17 protein-coding genes are annotated in these 17,859 nt (G+C 54.7%); 9 read left to right on the forward strand and 8 right to left on the reverse strand.

Going from position 1 to position 17,859, the window contains the following annotated elements; translation table 11 throughout:
• Positions 1 to 37: 37 nt before the first annotated feature.
• On the reverse strand, positions 38 to 379 hold the full coding sequence (osmE, locus tag HV311_RS13770) for an osmotically-inducible lipoprotein OsmE (protein ID WP_003030621.1): 342 nt from the start codon (positions 377 to 379) through the stop codon (positions 38 to 40).
• A gap of 210 nt (positions 380 to 589) precedes the next feature.
• Between osmE and nadE the strand changes: the two genes are divergently transcribed.
• Positions 590 to 1,420 (forward strand): ammonia-dependent NAD(+) synthetase, encoded by an 831-nt coding sequence (gene nadE, locus HV311_RS13775; RefSeq protein WP_016152852.1) that lies wholly within the window; start codon positions 590 to 592, stop codon positions 1,418 to 1,420.
• A gap of 106 nt (positions 1,421 to 1,526) precedes the next feature.
• A complete protein-coding gene (cho, locus tag HV311_RS13780; RefSeq protein WP_131348439.1) occupies positions 1,527 to 2,441 on the forward strand; it encodes an excinuclease Cho in 915 nt (304 codons plus the stop codon).
• Here the strand turns inward: cho and ves are convergent.
• The 7 genes from ves to astC form a co-directional block, all read right to left on the reverse strand.
• Entirely contained in the window at positions 2,401 to 2,976 is a 576-nt protein-coding gene (gene ves / locus HV311_RS13785) for an environmental stress-induced protein Ves (protein ID WP_016152850.1), read from the reverse strand. The genes cho and ves overlap by 41 nt on opposite strands.
• 351 nt (positions 2,977 to 3,327) lie before the next feature.
• Positions 3,328 to 3,813 (reverse strand): ATP-independent periplasmic protein-refolding chaperone Spy, encoded by a 486-nt coding sequence (gene spy / locus HV311_RS13790; RefSeq protein ID WP_191220079.1) that lies wholly within the window; start codon positions 3,811 to 3,813, stop codon positions 3,328 to 3,330.
• 349 nt (positions 3,814 to 4,162) lie between these two features.
• Positions 4,163 to 5,128 carry a succinylglutamate desuccinylase gene (gene astE, locus HV311_RS13795; protein ID WP_191220080.1) on the reverse strand — a complete coding sequence of 322 codons (966 nt, stop codon included), beginning with the start codon at positions 5,126 to 5,128 and terminating at the stop codon, positions 4,163 to 4,165.
• Positions 5,121 to 6,464 (reverse strand): N-succinylarginine dihydrolase, encoded by a 1,344-nt coding sequence (gene astB / locus HV311_RS13800; RefSeq protein WP_191220081.1) that lies wholly within the window; start codon positions 6,462 to 6,464, stop codon positions 5,121 to 5,123. The genes astE and astB overlap by 8 nt, the downstream gene beginning before the upstream one ends.
• The gene (gene astD, locus HV311_RS13805; RefSeq protein WP_191220082.1) at positions 6,461 to 7,939 is read right to left on the reverse strand and encodes a succinylglutamate-semialdehyde dehydrogenase; all 1,479 of its coding nucleotides are present in this window, start codon (positions 7,937 to 7,939) and stop codon (positions 6,461 to 6,463) included. Before astD ends, astB begins: the two co-directional genes overlap by 4 nt.
• Positions 7,936 to 8,970, reverse strand: a complete 1,035-nt coding sequence (gene astA / locus HV311_RS13810) for an arginine N-succinyltransferase (RefSeq protein ID WP_016152846.1) — start codon at positions 8,968 to 8,970, stop codon at positions 7,936 to 7,938. Before astA ends, astD begins: the two co-directional genes overlap by 4 nt.
• Positions 8,967 to 10,187: a succinylornithine/acetylornithine transaminase gene (gene astC / locus HV311_RS13815; RefSeq protein ID WP_191220083.1), complete on the reverse strand. Its 1,221-nt coding sequence runs from the start codon at positions 10,185 to 10,187 to the stop codon at positions 8,967 to 8,969. The genes astA and astC overlap by 4 nt, the downstream gene beginning before the upstream one ends.
• 444 nt (positions 10,188 to 10,631) lie before the next feature.
• Between astC and xthA the strand changes: the two genes are divergently transcribed.
• The 7 genes from xthA (at position 10,632) to HV311_RS13850 (ending at position 17,761) form a co-directional block, all read left to right on the forward strand.
• Positions 10,632 to 11,438, forward strand: a complete 807-nt coding sequence (gene xthA, locus HV311_RS13820) for an exodeoxyribonuclease III (protein ID WP_016156323.1) — start codon at positions 10,632 to 10,634, stop codon at positions 11,436 to 11,438.
• 223 nt (positions 11,439 to 11,661) lie between these two features.
• Complete coding sequence (locus tag HV311_RS13825) at positions 11,662 to 12,318, forward strand: TVP38/TMEM64 family protein (protein WP_191220084.1); 657 nt, start codon at positions 11,662 to 11,664, stop codon at positions 12,316 to 12,318.
• Positions 12,315 to 13,025, forward strand: a complete 711-nt coding sequence (locus HV311_RS13830; RefSeq protein ID WP_191220085.1) for a TVP38/TMEM64 family protein — start codon at positions 12,315 to 12,317, stop codon at positions 13,023 to 13,025. Before HV311_RS13825 ends, HV311_RS13830 begins: the two co-directional genes overlap by 4 nt.
• 32 nt (positions 13,026 to 13,057) lie before the next feature.
• A complete protein-coding gene (locus HV311_RS13835; protein WP_191220086.1) occupies positions 13,058 to 14,227 on the forward strand; it encodes an ABC transporter substrate-binding protein in 1,170 nt (389 codons plus the stop codon).
• Positions 14,200 to 15,735 carry a thiamine ABC transporter permease gene (locus HV311_RS13840; protein ID WP_191220087.1) on the forward strand — a complete coding sequence of 512 codons (1,536 nt, stop codon included), beginning with the start codon at positions 14,200 to 14,202 and terminating at the stop codon, positions 15,733 to 15,735. Before HV311_RS13835 ends, HV311_RS13840 begins: the two co-directional genes overlap by 28 nt.
• Positions 15,735 to 16,367, forward strand: coding sequence for an ATP-binding cassette domain-containing protein (locus tag HV311_RS13845; protein ID WP_047417900.1), 633 nt, complete (start codon positions 15,735 to 15,737; stop codon positions 16,365 to 16,367). Before HV311_RS13840 ends, HV311_RS13845 begins: the two co-directional genes overlap by 1 nt.
• A gap of 86 nt (positions 16,368 to 16,453) precedes the next feature.
• A complete protein-coding gene (locus HV311_RS13850) occupies positions 16,454 to 17,761 on the forward strand; it encodes a sulfurtransferase (protein WP_047418447.1) in 1,308 nt (435 codons plus the stop codon).
• Positions 17,762 to 17,859: the final 98 nt, after the last annotated feature.

Consider the following 17,859-nt stretch of genomic DNA (forward strand, 5'->3'; position numbering starts at 1 on the left):
GGCCGGTTTTCCCGAGTGCTCAGGCAATAAACAGTTGTTACTTCTTCGCTGCCTGCGGGTCGGTGTCGTACTCTGCGCAGGTCTGGTAGCCAGAGTTAATCACGTGTCCGGTGTCATCTAAAGCCACAAAATAGGTCTCAGCTTTACCATCTCGTTGACCCAGGATGTAGGTCTGACACGTCCCACGCGCATGGATCATACTGACTTCGGAAGACGGTTTACCGGCAATCTGCGCTACCTGCGCCCGGCTCATCCCTTTCTTCACATCTTTCACCACGGGCTGAACAAATTGGTCTTTCGTACGATCGTAAGCCGTACACCCTGCCAGCATAGTCAAAACAGCCGCTGCGCTCAGAATTCCTGTTAGATTCTTGTTCATATTCCGTCCTCTTGTATTTCAGCGTGTTATATAAGCCTGGAGCACAACAACGCATTTTTCAAGCAATCAGAGGATACTTAGGTGGTTTCGGAAAATTCTATTAAAACAAAATGATGCTATATCAGGCTCGCATCCCTTGTCGTTTGGGCCTCAACGCGTTAGCTTTAACACATCATTTTTTTGATCATTTTATTTTTCGGAGGGGGTTAAATGACTCTGCAGCAAGAGATAATCCAGGCGCTTGGCGCAAAACCGCACATCGATGCAGAAGAAGAAATTCGCCGCAGCGTGGATTTCCTGAAATCGTATCTGCAGACCTACCCCTTTCTGAAATCGCTGGTGTTGGGAATTAGCGGCGGACAGGACTCAACGCTCGCGGGAAAACTGTGCCAGATGGCGATCACCGAGCTGCGAAAAGAAACGGGTAATGACGCACTGCAGTTTATTGCCGTACGCCTACCATATGGCGTTCAGGCCGATGAGCAGGACTGCCAGGATGCCATCGCCTTTATTCAACCGGACCGCGTACTGACCGTCAATATTAAGGGCGCGGTGCTGGCCAGCGAGCAGGCCCTGCGTGAAGCGGGTATTGAACTGAGCGATTTTGTGCGTGGCAATGAAAAAGCCCGTGAACGTATGAAGGCACAATACAGTATCGCCGGCATGACCAGCGGCGTTGTCGTGGGTACCGATCATGCTGCAGAAGCCATCACCGGATTTTTCACTAAGTACGGCGATGGCGGTACCGACATTAACCCACTATTTCGTCTGAACAAGCGCCAGGGCAAACAACTGCTCGCCGCGCTGGGGTGCCCGGAGCACTTATATAAGAAAGCACCAACTGCCGACCTCGAGGACGATCGCCCTTCTCTGCCGGATGAAGCCGCACTGGGCGTCACTTACGACAACATCGACGACTATCTGGAAGGAAAAACGCTGGATGCCGACGTCGCGAAAAAAATTGAAGGCTGGTACGTGAAAACTGAGCATAAACGTCGCACACCGATCACCGTGTTTGATAATTTCTGGAAAAAAGCGTAATCCTTTTCCCTTCAAAATGCCGGGTAGCGCCAGGATTGGCACTATCTGGCATTAGCCTGCTGAATTTCATGCCGCTTTTTTAATCGCCCTCAAACTGCTACACTGGATGAATAACCAGCATCTGGAGTCAACAGTGGTACAGCGTCAATCAGCCCCTCGTCTGACATTTGAGGCAGCGGCAATCTATGAATATCCCGAGCACCTGCGCCCATTTTTGAGTGCACTTCCCACCGCGCCAGGCGTCTATCTGTTTCACAGTGATAGCGACACCATGCCGCTTTATATTGGTAAAAGTGTCAATATTCGCAGCCGTGTGCTGGCGCATCTGCGTACCGCAGACGAAGCGAGTATGCTGCGTCAGGCCAGGCGCATTAGCTGGATTTGTACGGCCGGAGAAATTGGCGCCCTGCTGCTGGAAGCGCGGCTTATCAAAGAACAGCAGCCCCTGTTTAACAAACGGCTGCGACGCAATCGCCAGCTGTGTGCCTTGCAGCTTACCGACCGGACGGTTCAGGTGGTTTACGCACGAGATATTGATTTCTCCCACGCCCCCAATCTGTTTGGCCTGTTTGCCAACCGCCGCGCAGCGCTACAGACGCTGCAAAGCCTCGCCGATGAACAACAGCTGTGCTACGGCCTGTTGGGGCTGGAACCCCTCAGCCACGGGCGCGCCTGTTTTCGCTCTGCGCTTAAACGCTGCGCCGGAGCCTGCTGCGGGAAAGAAAGCCCTGAAGCACATCATTTGCGTCTGGTAGAGGCCCTGGAAAGAGTGCGCGTAATCTGCTGGCCGTGGAGCAATGCCATTGCGCTGCAGGAAACCCGCGCTGAAATGACGCAGTACCATATCATCAATAACTGGCTGTGGCTGGGAGCCGTTTCAACGCTGGATGAGGCAGCTACACTGGCGCGAATGCCGGCCGGCTTTGATCAAGATGGCTACAAAATTCTCTGCCGGCCTATTCTGTCTGGTCAATATGACATTATTGAACTGAGTCCGGAGAATGCCCCGGCATCCAGTTAATCTCGCTGAACAGCAGTTTCCCCTCGCGCTCCAGCAGTCGTAACGTGTGTTTACCGTCGTGCCAGCTTGCACCCTGATCGACGGTCAACAACTTATCACCCAGTTGCCAGGCTCCGCTGATAACAAACACCACGCCGCCGCGCGAACCAAAGGTCGTAAAGGTGCGATCGGCAACTCTGACTTTTGCCTGGCAGACATCCCGTCGGGTCATGATATTAAAATCCATCGACATCTGCCCTTCCGTCAGCTTCGCTTTTACCACCTTGTCACCGGCAAAGGTAAAAGGCTGATGCTGTTTCAGGGTATGCGTGAAGGTGTTCGGCTCTTCCAGCGTCACTTCTCCGCCTTCCAGCAGGGTAATCACGCGTTCTACGCCGGGAAAAAGAGAAAACTCCCCATTCGCTGCGATGGAGGCGATACTCGCCCGCCAGTGAAAATCTCGTGTTGCTGGCGGAAAACAGCAAATCTCACGCGTTTCTCCCGCACCATTTCGCCAAAGATTGACCGGCATTTTGCGGATATCAAAGTATTCCATCATCCCTCCAGAAAGGCGCAGCACGGCAGCCCACCGTAAACAGGCAGCCATAATTCATCATTGTTATGTTCACCCTGCAGATTATTGTTATCGGCAGCAGAGTTGATTTGCCTTAGCGATGAACCCGGTGTTTTGCAAAAAAGAACAACGCGCCCTCCAGGTGGAATTTTCGCGGGCTTCAGGAGAATAACGTGTCACAAGCGCGGTGCAAGAGGCAGCAAAGAAAAAACCGCCGATCCTGCCCACCTCGTTAAACGTGTTGTGGACAAGAGCGGCGGTCTTGAGTTTGGTTTCACACTGTGCGGCAATCAGCACACACAGCGTGAATGATATAGTGTAGACGCTGAACGATTACTCAGCAGCTTGCGGCATTTTACCCTTCTGCGCGGCACGTTCTGTCAGACGCTTCTCAAAATTGGCATTAAACTGCTTTTTCTGTTCCGGGGTCAGAATGTTGTAAATCTTGTTCTGAGTTTCCATGTGCGCCAGCATGTTGGCTTTGCGCTGTTCTTCCATCTTCGCAATCTGCGCTTCCGCTTTCGCTTTATCGAAGTTATCGCTGGCAATGATGTCGTGCATTGCGCGGCGCTCTTCCAGCGGCGGACGTTTCATCTGATCACGCTGACCTTTCATGATCTCGCGAATCTGCTGTTTCTGCGCATCGGTCAGGTTCAGGTCTTTAAACATCATGTCGTGATGCGGGGCAAACTTACCGTTGTGGTGCATCATTGGTTTGGCATCAGCTGGCGCAGCTGTAGTCGTGTCAGCAGCGTGGGCCAGGTTAGCAGCGCCCAGCGCCAGGGTAGAGGCAACAAACAGAGCAGTCAGTTTACGCATAATTTCTATCCTTTCTTTCAGTTATTTTGACGACACTCATGCGACTCTTATGCAATGTGATGTCGTGTTGACGAGATTAACTTTACCGGCTTAAGCGTCAATTAATCAGAGCAACGGTAAAACAATGAAAGTGTAAAAAACAAACTTTCATCAATTATGGAGAAAAAAAGAATAAATTGCGCAGAGTTGCAATGAAAAATTACAACGGGATGATTTTGAAGGGATTATGAAGAACTATACCTCATCCCTGATTATTAAGAAAGCAATTCACCAGGAATAATCCGTAATAAATAAAAACAGCACGTAAAAATAAGCCCTTAGGGATAAACCAAAAGGGCATATATATTTGTCACAATTTTTCGAGCATCAATCCGGCACGTAAACCACAGGCCACGTTTGGATTTGGAAAAAGAACGTATTCAACATCATGGGTGACGGTAAAACGTTCATCACCGTCCTGCGCCAGCAAGGTGCCCTCTGTAAAAGGGGTAAAGTTGAGCGTCTGGTTATCCATGTGAAGAATGAAATCGTCGCTACGCCGCGTGATTTGCGACACCACGCGGTAACGCAGCGGAGATGTTTCTCCCTGTGACATTCGCTCGCCCTTTAGCAGCTTCGCCAGCGCATCTGCCGTCTGCGCAAACTGAGTCAGATCGTTTTGTCCAAACGGCAGCGCTTTACCCAGCTCCAGCGTGCAGGCCAGTGCGCCAAAATGTTCAGCGCTAAAATGGGTGAACGTGCCGCCAGGTGTCTGATGGAAAACCAGCGCCTCCAGCCCTGCCTCTCCCAGCCATCCCAAAAAATCTTCGTCCCAGGCAACGTTGCGTTGTGGCAACACGCCAAAGCGCAGATGCTGCGAGCCGCGAATCGCGGTGTGCAGATCCAGATGCCAGCGTACTGGCTCTTTCGCCCGCGAATAAAAATCCTCCAGACACAGCTCAAGCTGATGGGCTCGGTGCGTTTCTTCACTCGCGGCAAAAATCTGCCAACGGCCGCCAAACATACGGTTCAGGTCGCTATGACAATAACGTTTTCCCGCCGCCAGCGCCTGCGGGTTCCCCAGAATAACCAGCAGCCGCCATGTCAGCGTCAGTTCACCGCTAAACAGCCTGGAGAGAATTGAATCAAGTATCTCTACCGGGGCCGTTTCATTACCGTGGATCCCCGCAGACAGCACCAGCGAATATTCCGCCGGAGCGACCGGCGTCAGCTCCAGAATTCCGTGACCAATCCACTGCCAGGAAAAGCCGCGAGCTGTACCCTCGATTGTCTCGGGGGTTAGTCCTGCCAGCGTCTGGGCCAGAAAATTATCCATGGCGGGTCCTCTCCTGCTGGAAGGGATACACAGAGCCGAGGTTGAGCAATTGCGTCAACGTATCCAGCGCTTCACGCCCCTCACGCAACAGCTGCGGGTCGGCAAGGTCGGCGGCGGTAAGACGATCGCGATAGTAACGGTCGACCCAATTATTCAGCGTGTTAAACAGCGTATCGTTCATGATAACCGCCGGATTTACGGCCTGCAGCTCCTGTGGCGTAAGCACCACTCTCAGGCGCAGACATGCCGGACCGCCGCCGTTGGACATACTTTCACGCAGATCGAATACCTGCAGGTCATCGATCGGATTGTCTTCCTCGAGCAGACGGTTCAAATACCGCCACACGCCCGCATGCTCCCGACACTCCTGCGGCAGGACCAGCATCATCGAACCGTCATCACGGCTCAGTAACTGGCTGTTAAACAGATAGGTAGTCACCGCATCCTGCACCGACACTTCCGCAGCAGGGACTTCCAGCGGGGTAAAACCTGCCACCTGACTGCGTAACTGATCGAACAACGCCTGCTGTCTGACAAACGCCAACTGATGACAAAACAGTACCTGGCGATTCGACACCGCAATCACATCGTTATGAAACACGCCAAGATCGATAACGTCCGGGTTTTGCTGGGCAAAAATGCGCTGATGCGGGTTAACCTGATTCAGTCGGGCGACCGCCTCGCTGGCCTCACGGGATTGCCTCGCCGGATAGCGCTTCGGATGGGACGCATTCCCTTCTTCACGACCGTAAACAAACAGCTGTACGCCAGGGTCGCCGTAATCCCCGCCGAGGCGGTTATGGTTTGCCGCACCTTCATCACCGAATAGCGCAACCTGGGGTAACGCACCGTGGACCGTAAAACTATTCTCATCACGGAAAATCGCCCGTAGCAACGCTTCGGTGGTCGGCGCTTCCAGCGAACGGTGAAACTTATTATTCAGATTCGCCACCGTCAGATGCACTTTCCCGTCCAGCGCATCGGCTGAAGGGCAGACCGTTGCCGCATTCGCCACCCACATAGACGATGCGGAGCTGGCGCTGGAGAGCCAGTGAGGCGCCTGACGCGCCACGTTCTCCAGTATCTGTTCGTCGCGGCCGGTAAAGCCCAACTGACGCAGCACCGGAATATACGGCCGCTCATGAGGCGGGATCACCGCCTGGGGAAATCCCGCATCCGCCAGCGCTTTCATCTTTAGCAGACCCTGCTTCGCCGCCAGACGCGGGTTCGATACCTGAAAACGATGTTTGGTTGAGGCCTTATTACCAAATGACAGCCCCGCATAGTGGTGGGTCAGCCCCACCAGACCATCAAAATTTACCTCACGGGCTTTCATAGCTTATCCTCGCGAGAAAAATCCAGGCCGGGGCTAAGCGTCGTTGGCAGCGTTAAGGCCGGTGATTCCAGACTTGCCATCGGCCAGGCGCAATAATCTGCGGCATACCACGCGCTGGCGCGATGGTTCCCGGATGCGCCAACGCCGCCAAACGGCGCTGTACTCGCCGCGCCGGTTAACGGCTTATTCCAGTTGACGATCCCGGCCCGCGCCTCGAGCAGCAGTTGATCAAACTGGCTGCGATCGGGGGAAACCAACCCACACGACAATCCAAAGCGGGTGTTGTTCGCCATACGAATTGCGTCATCAAAGCTGTCATAACGCCAGACGCCAAGCAGCGGTCCAAAGACCTCTTCATCGGGTACGTTCGCCGCCCCGGTCAGTTCGATGATCCCTGGGGTGAGCAGTGACGTTCCGGCTTGCACCAGACGTGGCGCTAACAGCGTCCGGCCTCCTAACGACTCCAGACGCTGCCAGGCATCATAGACATGCCGCGCGGCCTGTTCGGAAATCAGCCCGCCAATAAATGGCTGCGGTTCTGCGTCCCAGTTGCCGGGCATTAAACGCTGGCTGACGTCCACCAGACGCGTCAGGAACGCATCCCCCTGCGCGCCTTTTTTAACTAACAGGCGACGGGCGCAGGTACAACGCTGTCCGGCGGTGACAAACGCGGACTGAATGGTCAGATGCACTGCGGCATCAATATCTTCCGGGTTCTCAATGATCAGCGGGTTGTTGCCCCCCATCTCCAGAGCGAGGATTTTTTCCGGCTGGCCGGATAGCTGTCGATGCAGTTGATAACCCGTATTGGCACTGCCGGTAAACAGCAGGCCATCGAGATCGTCCTGCGCGCTCAGCGCCTGTCCCGTATCGCGACCGCCCTGCACCAGGTTCAGCACGCCCGGCGGCAATCCCGCCTGCTCCCAGAGCTTTGTCACGGCTTCACCGGTCCACGGCGTCAGCTCGCTGGGTTTGAAAATCAATGTGTTGCCTGCCAGCAGTGCCGGAACAATATGACCATTGGGTAAATGGCCAGGGAAGTTATACGGGCCAAAAACCGCCAGCACGCCGTGCGGGCGATGGCGCAACGTCGCAGCGCCATCCGGTAATTCGCTGTGATGCTCTCCGGTACGCGCATGCCAGGCTTTCACTGAGATGGCAATTTTATTGATCATCGCCGTCAGTTCTGTAGCGGCTTCCCAACGGGGTTTGCCGGTTTCCCGGGCGATAATCTGTGTGAGTTCGGCTTTATTGCTTTCCAGCAATGAGGCAAATTTTTCAACAATGGCCTGGCGTGCGCCAAAGGGCTGTTTAGCCCAACCGGCAAAGGCTGCGCGCGCGGCCCGGCACGCCTGCGCTACCTGGGCTGCATCGGCATCATTCCCCTGCCACAGCACATCACCGCTTACGGGATTGGTTTTCACCCGACGCTCGCCCAGCCCCGTCACCCAGTCGCCGTTTATCCATAATGTCATGCTGTTTTCTCCTCTGCACAAAGACGCACAAAACGTACATGGTCGCCCGCGTGACATTTCAGGGCGTCAAGTTGCGCCGCCGTCAGCACCAGACGCTGAGTATCCGGGTCGGCACGAACCAACATGACGCGGAAGTTTTGATAATTTTCATTGGCAACCAGACAAGCAGGATAGTCGCCCGGCGCAGGCTGCCCTTCAGCCACCTCCACCAGCCTGCTCTTACGGATAGCCCGTACCCGGTCAATATCGCATTCCAGGGTCGGTCCGCCGTCGAAAATATCGACGTAGTTGCGGTAGCGAAATCCTTCTTTCTCCAGCACCGCCCGCGCAGGAGCCGTTTGCGGATGCACCTGACCAATCACGCTTTGCGCTTCGTCAGACAGGAAATGGGTATAAATCGGATGCTTAGGCATCAGTTCAGCAATAAAGGCTTTTTGCCCGGTTCCGCAGAGAAAATCCGCCCGGCTGAACTCCATTGAGAAAAAACGTTTGCCGAGGCTTTGCCAAAACGGAGAGTAGCCGTGCTCATCGATCACGCCGCGCATCTCGGCCACGACCTTCTCATTGAACCGGTCACGAAAGGCCGCCATAAACATAAAGCGCGACTTCGACAACAAATAGCCGTTGCCTTCTTTACGCCAGTCCGGATCGAGAAACAGAGAACAAAGTTCGCTACTGCCCGTGTGATCGTTACTCAGAAACAGCGTCGGCAGCGCGTTATACACGTTCAGCTCTTTCGAGGCGTGCACCAGAGTACCGACCCGGTAGTTGTACCAGGGATCGTTAAGCCCCACCGCCACCTCAATGGCGCAAATCCCTGCCACGGTTCCGCTGGCGCTGTCTTCAAGCACAAACACATATCCCTGCTCACTTTTGGGCAACTCACCGCGCCAGGTTTGTAGCGAACGTTCGATACGCGCCATCAGCGTAGCTTCATTCGCCGGTAGCGAGGTCAACCCGCCGCCGGTCTTACTGGCAAGCTGCATCAGCGCGGTGATATCAGCGCGTTCAATGGGACGAATCACCATCATGATGAACCTCCTGCTTTAATGCGTTCGCAGGCCAGCGCAAAGCGATCCAGTCCGGTGGCGATTTCTTCTTCGCTGACGTTTAACGCTGGCGCAAACCGCACCACATTAGCGCCAGCAATCAGCACCATCACTCCGGCAACCGCCGCTTCTTGCGAGATGAGTTTTGCTTTCCCGGCAAATTCCGCGTTCAGCACACAGCCAATCAGCAGTCCGAGTCCACGAATTTCACTAAACAGTCCAAAACGTTCGTTAATGGCGTTAATACGCTCCACAAACCAGTCGTGGCGCTGTTTCACTCCGTTAAGCATTTCCGGCGTGTTAACAATTTCCAGCAGTTTTCCCGCCACCGCAGTGGCCAGCGGGTTTCCGCCATAGGTTGTACCGTGCGTACCGACCGTCATCACACTGGTGCAACGCTCTGTCGCCAGCAGTGCGCCGATGGGGAAACCGCCGCCCAGCGCTTTCGCTGTCGTCAGCAGGTCCGGCGTAACGCCGTAGTGCATGTAGGCATACAGTTCGCCGGTACGACCAACTCCGGTCTGAACTTCATCAAAAATCAACAGCGCATTATGGCGATCGCATAATTCACGCAGCCCCTGCAAAAAGGCGTTTGTTGCCGGCACTACGCCGCCTTCCCCCTGCACCGGCTCCACAATAACCGCACAGGTGTTGTCATCAATCAGTTGGCTGGCAGAGTCGAGATCGTTATACACGGCATGGCGGATATCCGGCGGCAGCGGCGCGAAGTCCTGTGAATAGGCGGGCTGTCCTCCGGCGCTGACGGTAAACAGCGTGCGACCATGGAAAGCATTTTTAAACGCCACAATGCCGCTCTTCTGGCTACCAAAACGATCGTGGGCATATTTACGTGCCAGTTTTAATGCCGCTTCGTTAGCTTCTGCGCCAGAGTTACAGAAGAAAATGCGCTCGGCAAAAGTGGCATCAATCAGCTTTTTCGCCAGGCGCAGCACCGGCTCGTTGGTGTAGCCATTTCCCGTATGCCAGAATTTGCTCGCCTGGTCGTTTAATGCCTCGCGCAATGCCGGATGTGCATGACCCAGCGCGTTAACCGCAATGCCTCCCGCGAAATCGATATACTCTTTACCCTGCTGATCCCACAGACGTGAACCTTCGCCACGCACCGGAATAAAAGGGGCCGGAGCGTATACGGGCATCATCCATTCATCAAAATTTTCACGCGTAATTGACAGAGACATAGCGACCTCAACGGTAAATAAAAGGTTATTTATATGTTAATAAATATAGTGTTTGCGGTGTAAATGTAGATTGCAGGCTTCGTGCCAGCCAGCGAAAAAAGTGCATAAACGGAGGGCGGTGAAGGAATATCAACGAGTTACAACCTGACGATATTCACTGTATGTGCATATAAAGTGAATATGTTTGCGTACCAGATGACTAAACAGAGGAAAAAACGCAATTTTATTCAGTCGCCAAATATAATTCTGGAATTGTGATCGTATACGAAATTTATCGGAAATTATTGCTCTATTCCGACGCGCTACGCGCCAAAACGGTGCAGTTTTTGCTCCATCGTTAACACCATTAGCAATCATTGTTGGAATCAGGTGACAAGAAGCAGTCAGCCTGCAGAAATTCTGCTACCATCCTTGCACTATTCATCTTGCAAAGTGGCAGCGACTATGAAATTTGTCTCTTTTAATATCAACGGCCTGCGTGCCCGTCCCCATCAACTGGCAGCCATTGTCGAAAAACACCAACCGGATGTTATTGGCTTACAGGAGACAAAAGTCCACGACGATATGTTCCCTCTCGAAGAGGTAGCAAAGCTGGGTTATAACGTCTTTTATCACGGTCAGAAAGGCCACTACGGCGTAGCACTATTAACGAAAGAAACGCCGATTGCGGTGCGTCGTGGCTTCCCGGGTGATGGCGAAGAAGCGCAGCGTCGTATCATCATGGCGGAAATTCCGTCGCCTCTGGGCAGCATCACGGTGATCAACGGCTATTTCCCGCAGGGCGAAAGCCGAGACCATGAAACCAAGTTCCCGGCCAAAGCCGCGTTTTATCAGAACCTACAAAACTATCTGGAGACTGAACTGAAGCGCGACAATCCGGTATTGATCATGGGCGATATGAATATCAGCCCAACCGACCTCGATATCGGTATTGGCGAAGAGAACCGTAAACGCTGGCTGCGTACCGGCAAATGTTCCTTCCTGCCAGAAGAGCGCGAGTGGATGGAACGTCTGCTGGGCTGGGGCCTGGTAGATACCTACCGTCACGCCTGGCCTGAAAAGAACGACCAGTTCTCGTGGTTTGATTACCGCTCAAAAGGCTTTGACGATAACCGTGGCCTGCGTATCGATCTGCTGCTGGCGAGCAAACCGCTGGCGGAGCGCTGCGAAGAAACCGGCATCGACTATGAAATCCGCAGCATGGAAAAGCCGTCCGACCATGCGCCTGTATGGGCTAAATTCCGCGTCTGATCGTCTGCGTATTTTCACTCTCCGGGCCTGGCCTGGAGAGTCTGTTTATTCTGTGCAAAATCAATAAAGCCACGGTAATACATTGTTGCGGCCGGAAATTTATTATATCTTCGCGCGCACTTTTCGCTGACGAAAACGCTACATTGCATTCGGTTTTACAGGAGAACCCCCATGAAAAAGAAGTTCGCATAACGCAGAATACCGGCTGCTAATTGTTGCGGTATTGTTCTGCGTTCTGGCGGGAGTTTTCCATCATTACGGTCTGACCGATCTGATCACCAATTTCCATCATTTACAAGATGTCATCCGCCAAAGCGGCCTGTTCGGCTATACCCTTTATATCCTGCTGTTTATAGTTGCCGCGCTGTGTCTGATCCCTGGCAGCATTCTGGTGATCGTCGGCGGTGTGCTGTTTGGCCCGGTGACAGGGACGCTTATCTCGTTAGTGGCGGCAACCACGGCTTCGGCGCTGTCGTTTATGCTGGCTCGCTGGCTTGGGCGGGAATTACTGCTGAAATACGTTGGCCACACGGCAACGTTTCAGGCTATCGAAACAGGCATTGCCCATAGTGGAGTAGACTTTCTGATCCTGACCCGGCTCGTGCCACTGTTCCCCTATAACATTCAAAACTATGCCTATGGGCTAACGGCCATTCCGTTCTGGTCATTTACCGTGATATCTGCGCTAACCACCTTGCCCGGCATCTTTATCTATACGCTGATGTCGCACGAACTGGCCAGCGAAGGGATTAGCTTGGCATTTATCGGTAAGCTCAGCGTTGCGGGGCTGGCGCTATTCGTCCTCGTTCAGGCAGCCAAAGCCTGGGCGCGACATAAACATGTCGATCCGGCGCCCGGTCACGAGTACGCGGGTAAATGATCAAGATGAATAAAGCGCGGCGGACACGCTATTACCGTTTAAGCTTGCTTGCCCTGCTGCTGCTCGCACTGATGGCGTGGGCGTGGATACCTGGCGTGAGTGATTTTCTTCACGCCAGCCTGGCGGCATTTACCACGCTCGATCAGCATGCTCTTGAGAACTTCATTCGTTCTTACGGAACCCAGGCGGCGGTCGTGTCGTTCTTCCTGATGATCTTACAGGCCATCGTCGCACCGCTTCCCGCCTTTGTGATCACCTTTGCCAACGCCTCGCTGTTTGGCGCATTTTGGGGCGGCGTTCTGTCCTGGAGCAGCGCGATGGCAGGCGCGGCGCTGTGCTTTTTTATTGCCCGCGTTTTAGGTCGCAGCGCGGTGGAAAAACTGACCGGAAAAACGGTGCTGAACAACATGGACACTTTTTTCGAGCGCTATGGCAAGCACACAATTCTTGTCTGTCGCCTGTTACCTTTTGTGCCGTTCGACCCGGTAAGCTACGCAGCAGGCCTGACCTCGATTCGTTTTCGCCATTTCTTCATCGCCACCGGCATCGGTCAGTTACCGGCCACTATCGTCTATTCATGGGCTGGTAGCCTGTTAACCGGCGGCACATTTTGGTTTGTTACCGGCCTGTTCATCCTGTTCGCTCTGAGCGTGGTGATTGCCGTGGCCAGAAGCCTTTATCTTGAGCATCAACGGAAAAAGACCTGAGTCTTTCCCCCATTTTTAGCAATGGAGATATTATGCGTTACTGCTTATTGTGCCTGAGTTTGCTGCTCTCTCCGCTGGCGGCTTTCGCCGAGGACGCCAGTTGGCAGCAAATCAAAAATGACGCCCGCGGTCAGACGGTGTGGTTCAACGCCTGGGGTGGCGACGACGCAGTTAACCAGTATCTCTACTGGGTTAGCGGCGAGATGAAAACACACTATGCCATTAACCTGAAAATCGTACGCCTGGCGGATGCCGCCGACGCCGTAAAACGTATCCAGACGGAAGCGGCATCCGGGCGAAAAACCGGTGGTTCGGTCGATTTACTGTGGGTGAACGGCGAAAATTTCCGCACGCTGAAAGAAGCCGGGCTGCTACAGACCCAGTGGGCGCAAACGCTGCCTAACTGGCGCTATGTTGATACCCAGAAACCGGTGAATGAAGACTTTTCCATTCCAACGGAGGGGGCTGAATCACCGTGGGGCGGCGCACAGCTCACATTTATTACCAGGCACGATCTCACCGCGCAGCCGCCGCAATCCCCGCAGGCACTGCTTGAGTTTGCCCAGGCGCACCCTGGCACGGTGACCTATCCGCGTCCGCCAGACTTTACCGGAACGGCTTTTCTTGAGCAGTTGTTAATTTCGCTCACCAACAAACCGCAGGCGCTGAAAATAGCGCCAGATGCGTCCACATTTGCCGACGTTACCGCTCCATTGTGGCATTACCTTGATGCTTTGCATCCTGCCCTGTGGCGCGAAGGTAAAGATTTTCCGCCCACGCCCGCGCGAATGGATGCGCTGCTCAACGGTGGCACCCTGCGTTTATCAATGACCTTTAATCCTGCCTACGCGCAGCAAAAAGTGGCCAGCGGTGAATTACCCAAAAGCAGCTATAGTTTTGGTTTCTCACAGGGCATGCTCGGCAACGTGCATTTTGTCACCATTCCAGCGAATGCGCGTGCCAGCGCCGGAGCGAAAGTTGTGGCAAATTTCCTGCTTTCACCCGAAGCGCAGCTGCGTAAAGCCGACCCGTCAGTCTGGGGAGATCCTTCGGTGCTTGATCCACAAAAATTGCCTGTCGACCAGCGTAATGCGCTGCTGGCGCGGATCCCACAAGGGCTCCCTGCCATGCTACCAGAACCGCATGCTGCATGGGTAAACGCTCTGGAACAAGAATGGCTACGCCGCTACGGTACACATTAATTCTGCTACTCTGGGCCATCATGGCGGGCGTTTATCTTCCGCTGGCGCCAGCGGTTTTTTCTCTGATAACGCCGGCGCTGAGCACCAGACACTGGCTGGCGCTATTTAGCGATCCTCAACTCCCGCAGGCGTTACTGGCAACGCTGGTTTCCGTAAGCCTCGCGGCTGGCGGCGCGCTGATCATCGCCCTGCTGGCGATCCTCGCCTTATGGCCCGGCGCAGGCTGGGCGCGTCTGTGCACGCGTCTTCCGTGGCTGCTGGCAATTCCACATGTTGCCTTCGCCACCAGCGTGCTGTTGGTTTTTGCCGAAGGCGGCATGCTCTGGCAATGGCTCCCGTTTCTCAGCTCCCAACCTGACCGCTACGGCATTGGGCTTGGCGTGACGCTGGCGGTAAAAGAGAGTGCCTTTTTGTTATGGATCCTCTCAGCTCTGCTGAGTGAAAAACAGCTTTCGCAGCAGGTTATCGTCCTGGATTCGCTGGGTTACAGCCGACTGCAATGCCTGAACTGGCTGGTTCTGCCCTCTCTCGCCCCCGCGTTAGGCAAAGCCATGCTGGCGATTGTCGCCTGGTCGCTCTCGGTAGTGGATGTAGCAATCGTCCTTGGTCCCGGAAACCCACCAACGCTTGCCGTGTTGAGCTGGCAATGGCTCAGTCAGGGCGATGCCGAGCAACAGGCTAAAGGAGCACTCGCCAGCCTGCTGCTGGTACTGCTGCTACTCATCATCGCGCTGGCGGGGTATCTGCTCTGGCGCGCCTGGCAACGCACTATTCCCGCAGTAAACGGGGAACGCCTGCGTTTTTCATCCTGTACAATCGGACGTTCGCTGGTACAACTTTTGCCCTTTGGCGGTGTGGTGTGCGCGCTGGTTCTGGCGCTGATCGCCAGCTATTCGTCGCTAAATAGCGAGGCGCTCAGCACTAGCCTGCAACTGGGGTTTCTCTCCAGCGTGCTGGCGCTGCTGATACTTTTTGCCTGGCTGGAATGGGGTCCGCAAACCGGACACCGTTGGGTCTGGCTACCGCTCATTTTGCCTGCGCTGCCGCTGGTAACTGGACAGTATCTGTTGGCGTTATATGCCGGACAGGATGGGCTGATGATAACCATTGTCTGGGGACACCTGCTGTGGGTGATGCCATGGATGCTGTTTGTGCTCAAACCGGCGTGGCAACGCATTGACCCACGATTGATTTTGATTGCGCAAACGCTGGGTTGGACCCGGGGCCGCATATTCTGGCAAGTAAAATGTCCGCAGCTGGCGCGCCCGGCGCTGGTTGCCTTCGCGGTAGGGTTCTCAGTCAGTATCGCCCAGTATATGCCGACGCTGTGGTTAGGCGCCGGGCGCTATCCCACGCTGACCACCGAAGCGGTGGCATTAAGCAACGGCGGTAGCACTGCCATTCTGGCAACCCAGGCGCTATGGCAGCTTCTGTTACCGCTTATAATTTTCGCACTGGCGGCGTTCCTCGCTGCGTGGATTGGCCGCTTTCGACAAGGACTCCGCTAATGCTCATTGTACAAGGCGTTTCGTTGTACCAGGGTACGACAGCGCTACTGAAGGACGTTAATTTCCAGGTTAATAAAAGTGACATTGTCACCATTATGGGACCTTCCGGCAGCGGTAAGTCTTCGTTATTTTCGTGGATGATCGGGGCGTTGTCTCCTCAGTTTCAGGCGTCAGGCGAACTGTGGCTCAACGAACAGCGCGTAGACACACTGCCTACCGCGCAGCGCCAGATTGGCATTCTGTTTCAGGATGCGCTGCTGTTTGACCATTTCAGCGTTGGGCAGAATTTACTGCTGGCCTTACCCGCCAGCGTGCAAGGTCCCGCCAGACGCCATGAGGTGGAAAGCGCCCTCGCACGCGCGGGCCTGGCAGGATTTTATTCACGCGATCCGGCTTCGCTCTCCGGCGGGCAACGCTCACGTGTCGCCCTGCTTCGCGCGCTGCTGGCGCAACCCCAGGCGCTGTTACTCGATGAACCCTTTAGCCGGCTGGATGCGTCGCTGCGCGATACCTTTCGCCAGTGGGTCTTCACCGAGGTACGTAAACTGGGTATTCCGGTGGTACAGGTTACCCACGATGCGCAGGACGTTCCGCCAGCAGGTCGCGTATTACAGATGGAAAACTGGGCGTGAATGTGGCGATATGCTGCGTTAACGCAAGGTTTTTACTTAACTGGCGGCACAGAATGTCGTCCTCTTTTTCAACGTCGGGCTATTCGATGAAACGTGTTTCTCAAATGACCGCGCTGGCACTGGCTTTAGGGCTCGCTTGCGCTTCTTCCTGGGCTGCTGAAACAGCACAGACGCTCACCCTCAACCAGTTACAGCAAAAGCAAGGCGCGGCGATCGATACCCGTCAGAGCGCTTTTTATAACGGCTGGCCGCAATCGCTTAATGGTCCTTCAGGACACGAGCCTTCCGCACTGAACCTGTCTGCCGCCTGGCTCGACAAGATGAATGATGAACAACTCAGCGCCTGGGTTAAGGCACATCACCTGAAAACCGACGCGCCGGTGGCATTGTATGGCAGCGATACTGACATGCAGGCCGTCAAATCCCGCCTGCAGAAAGTCGGCTTTAACGCTATCTCAACCCTCAGCGATGCGCTTACGGACCCTGCCCGCCTGCAACGTCTGCCGCACTTCGAACAGTTGGTTTACCCGCAGTGGCTGCACGACCTTCAGCAGGGTAAAGAGGTGACCGCCAAACCGGCCGGTGACTGGAAAGTGATTGAAGCCGCCTGGGGCGCGCCGAAGTTGTATCTGCTCAGCCATATCCCTGGCGCGGGCTACATTGATACCAACGAAGTCGAAAGCGAACCGCTGTGGAATAAAGTGTCCGACGCGCAGCTCAAAGCGATGCTGGCGAAACACGGCATCCGCCACGACACCACGGTGATTTTATACGGCCGCGATGTCTATGCCGCCGCGCGCGTGGCGCAAATTATGCTGTATGCAGGTGTGAAAGATGTTCGTCTGCTCGACGGCGGCTGGCAGACCTGGTCTGACTCAGGTTTACCGGTCGAACGCGGTACTGCACCAACGGTGAAGCCTGAACCTGATTTCGGCGTGACGATCCCTGCCCAACCGCAACTGATGCTGGATATGGAACAGGCTCGCGGTCTGCTGCATCGCCAAGATGCGTCTTTGGTGAGCATTCGTTCATGGCCGGAATTTATCGGTACGACCAGCGGCTATAGCTACATTAAGCCAAAAGGTGAGATCGCAGGGGCGCGTTGGGGCCATGCAGGCAGCGACTCCACCCACATGGAAGATTTCCATAATCCGGATGGCACCATGCGCAGCGCCGATGACATCGCCGCCATGTGGAAGCAATGGAATATCCTGCCAGAGCAACAGGTCTCATTCTATTGTGGTACCGGCTGGCGTGCTTCGGAAACGTTTATGTATGCCCGCGCAATGGGCTGGAAAAACGTCTCCGTCTACGACGGCGGCTGGTATGAGTGGAGCAGCTCTCCGAAAAACCCGATCGCCAGCGGTGAACGGGGTCCGGACGCCAGCAAGTAAGATTGCCATTGTTGCCGGATGCAGCGAGAACGCTTTACCCAGCCTACATAAACCATCGTTGTAGGCCGAATAAGCGAAGCGCATCCGGCAACGCACTG

The organism is Citrobacter sp. RHBSTW-00881, from assembly GCF_013728515.1.
Lineage (GTDB): Bacteria > Pseudomonadota > Gammaproteobacteria > Enterobacterales > Enterobacteriaceae > Citrobacter > Citrobacter braakii.

What these genes read in the sequence shown, in the direction of transcription:
- osmE (WP_003030621.1), bottom strand. Translation starts at nt 379, where the DNA reads ATGAACAAGAATCTAACAGGAATTCTGAGCGCAGCGGCTGTTTTGACT.
- nadE (WP_016152852.1), top strand. Translation starts at nt 590, where the DNA reads ATGACTCTGCAGCAAGAGATAATCCAGGCGCTTGGCGCAAAACCGCAC.
- cho (WP_131348439.1), top strand. Translation starts at nt 1,527, where the DNA reads ATGAATAACCAGCATCTGGAGTCAACAGTGGTACAGCGTCAATCAGCC.
- ves (WP_016152850.1), bottom strand. Translation starts at nt 2,976, where the DNA reads ATGGAATACTTTGATATCCGCAAAATGCCGGTCAATCTTTGGCGAAAT.
- spy (WP_191220079.1), bottom strand. Translation starts at nt 3,813, where the DNA reads ATGCGTAAACTGACTGCTCTGTTTGTTGCCTCTACCCTGGCGCTGGGC.
- astE (WP_191220080.1), bottom strand. Translation starts at nt 5,128, where the DNA reads ATGGATAATTTTCTGGCCCAGACGCTGGCAGGACTAACCCCCGAGACA.
- astB (WP_191220081.1), bottom strand. Translation starts at nt 6,464, where the DNA reads ATGAAAGCCCGTGAGGTAAATTTTGATGGTCTGGTGGGGCTGACCCAC.
- astD (WP_191220082.1), bottom strand. Translation starts at nt 7,939, where the DNA reads ATGACATTATGGATAAACGGCGACTGGGTGACGGGGCTGGGCGAGCGT.
- astA (WP_016152846.1), bottom strand. Translation starts at nt 8,970, where the DNA reads ATGATGGTGATTCGTCCCATTGAACGCGCTGATATCACCGCGCTGATG.
- astC (WP_191220083.1), bottom strand. Translation starts at nt 10,187, where the DNA reads ATGTCTCTGTCAATTACGCGTGAAAATTTTGATGAATGGATGATGCCC.
- xthA (WP_016156323.1), top strand. Translation starts at nt 10,632, where the DNA reads ATGAAATTTGTCTCTTTTAATATCAACGGCCTGCGTGCCCGTCCCCAT.
- HV311_RS13830 (WP_191220085.1), top strand. Translation starts at nt 12,315, where the DNA reads ATGATCAAGATGAATAAAGCGCGGCGGACACGCTATTACCGTTTAAGC.
- HV311_RS13835 (WP_191220086.1), top strand. Translation starts at nt 13,058, where the DNA reads ATGCGTTACTGCTTATTGTGCCTGAGTTTGCTGCTCTCTCCGCTGGCG.
- HV311_RS13840 (WP_191220087.1), top strand. Translation starts at nt 14,200, where the DNA reads ATGGCTACGCCGCTACGGTACACATTAATTCTGCTACTCTGGGCCATC.
- HV311_RS13845 (WP_047417900.1), top strand. Translation starts at nt 15,735, where the DNA reads ATGCTCATTGTACAAGGCGTTTCGTTGTACCAGGGTACGACAGCGCTA.
- HV311_RS13850 (WP_047418447.1), top strand. Translation starts at nt 16,454, where the DNA reads ATGAAACGTGTTTCTCAAATGACCGCGCTGGCACTGGCTTTAGGGCTC.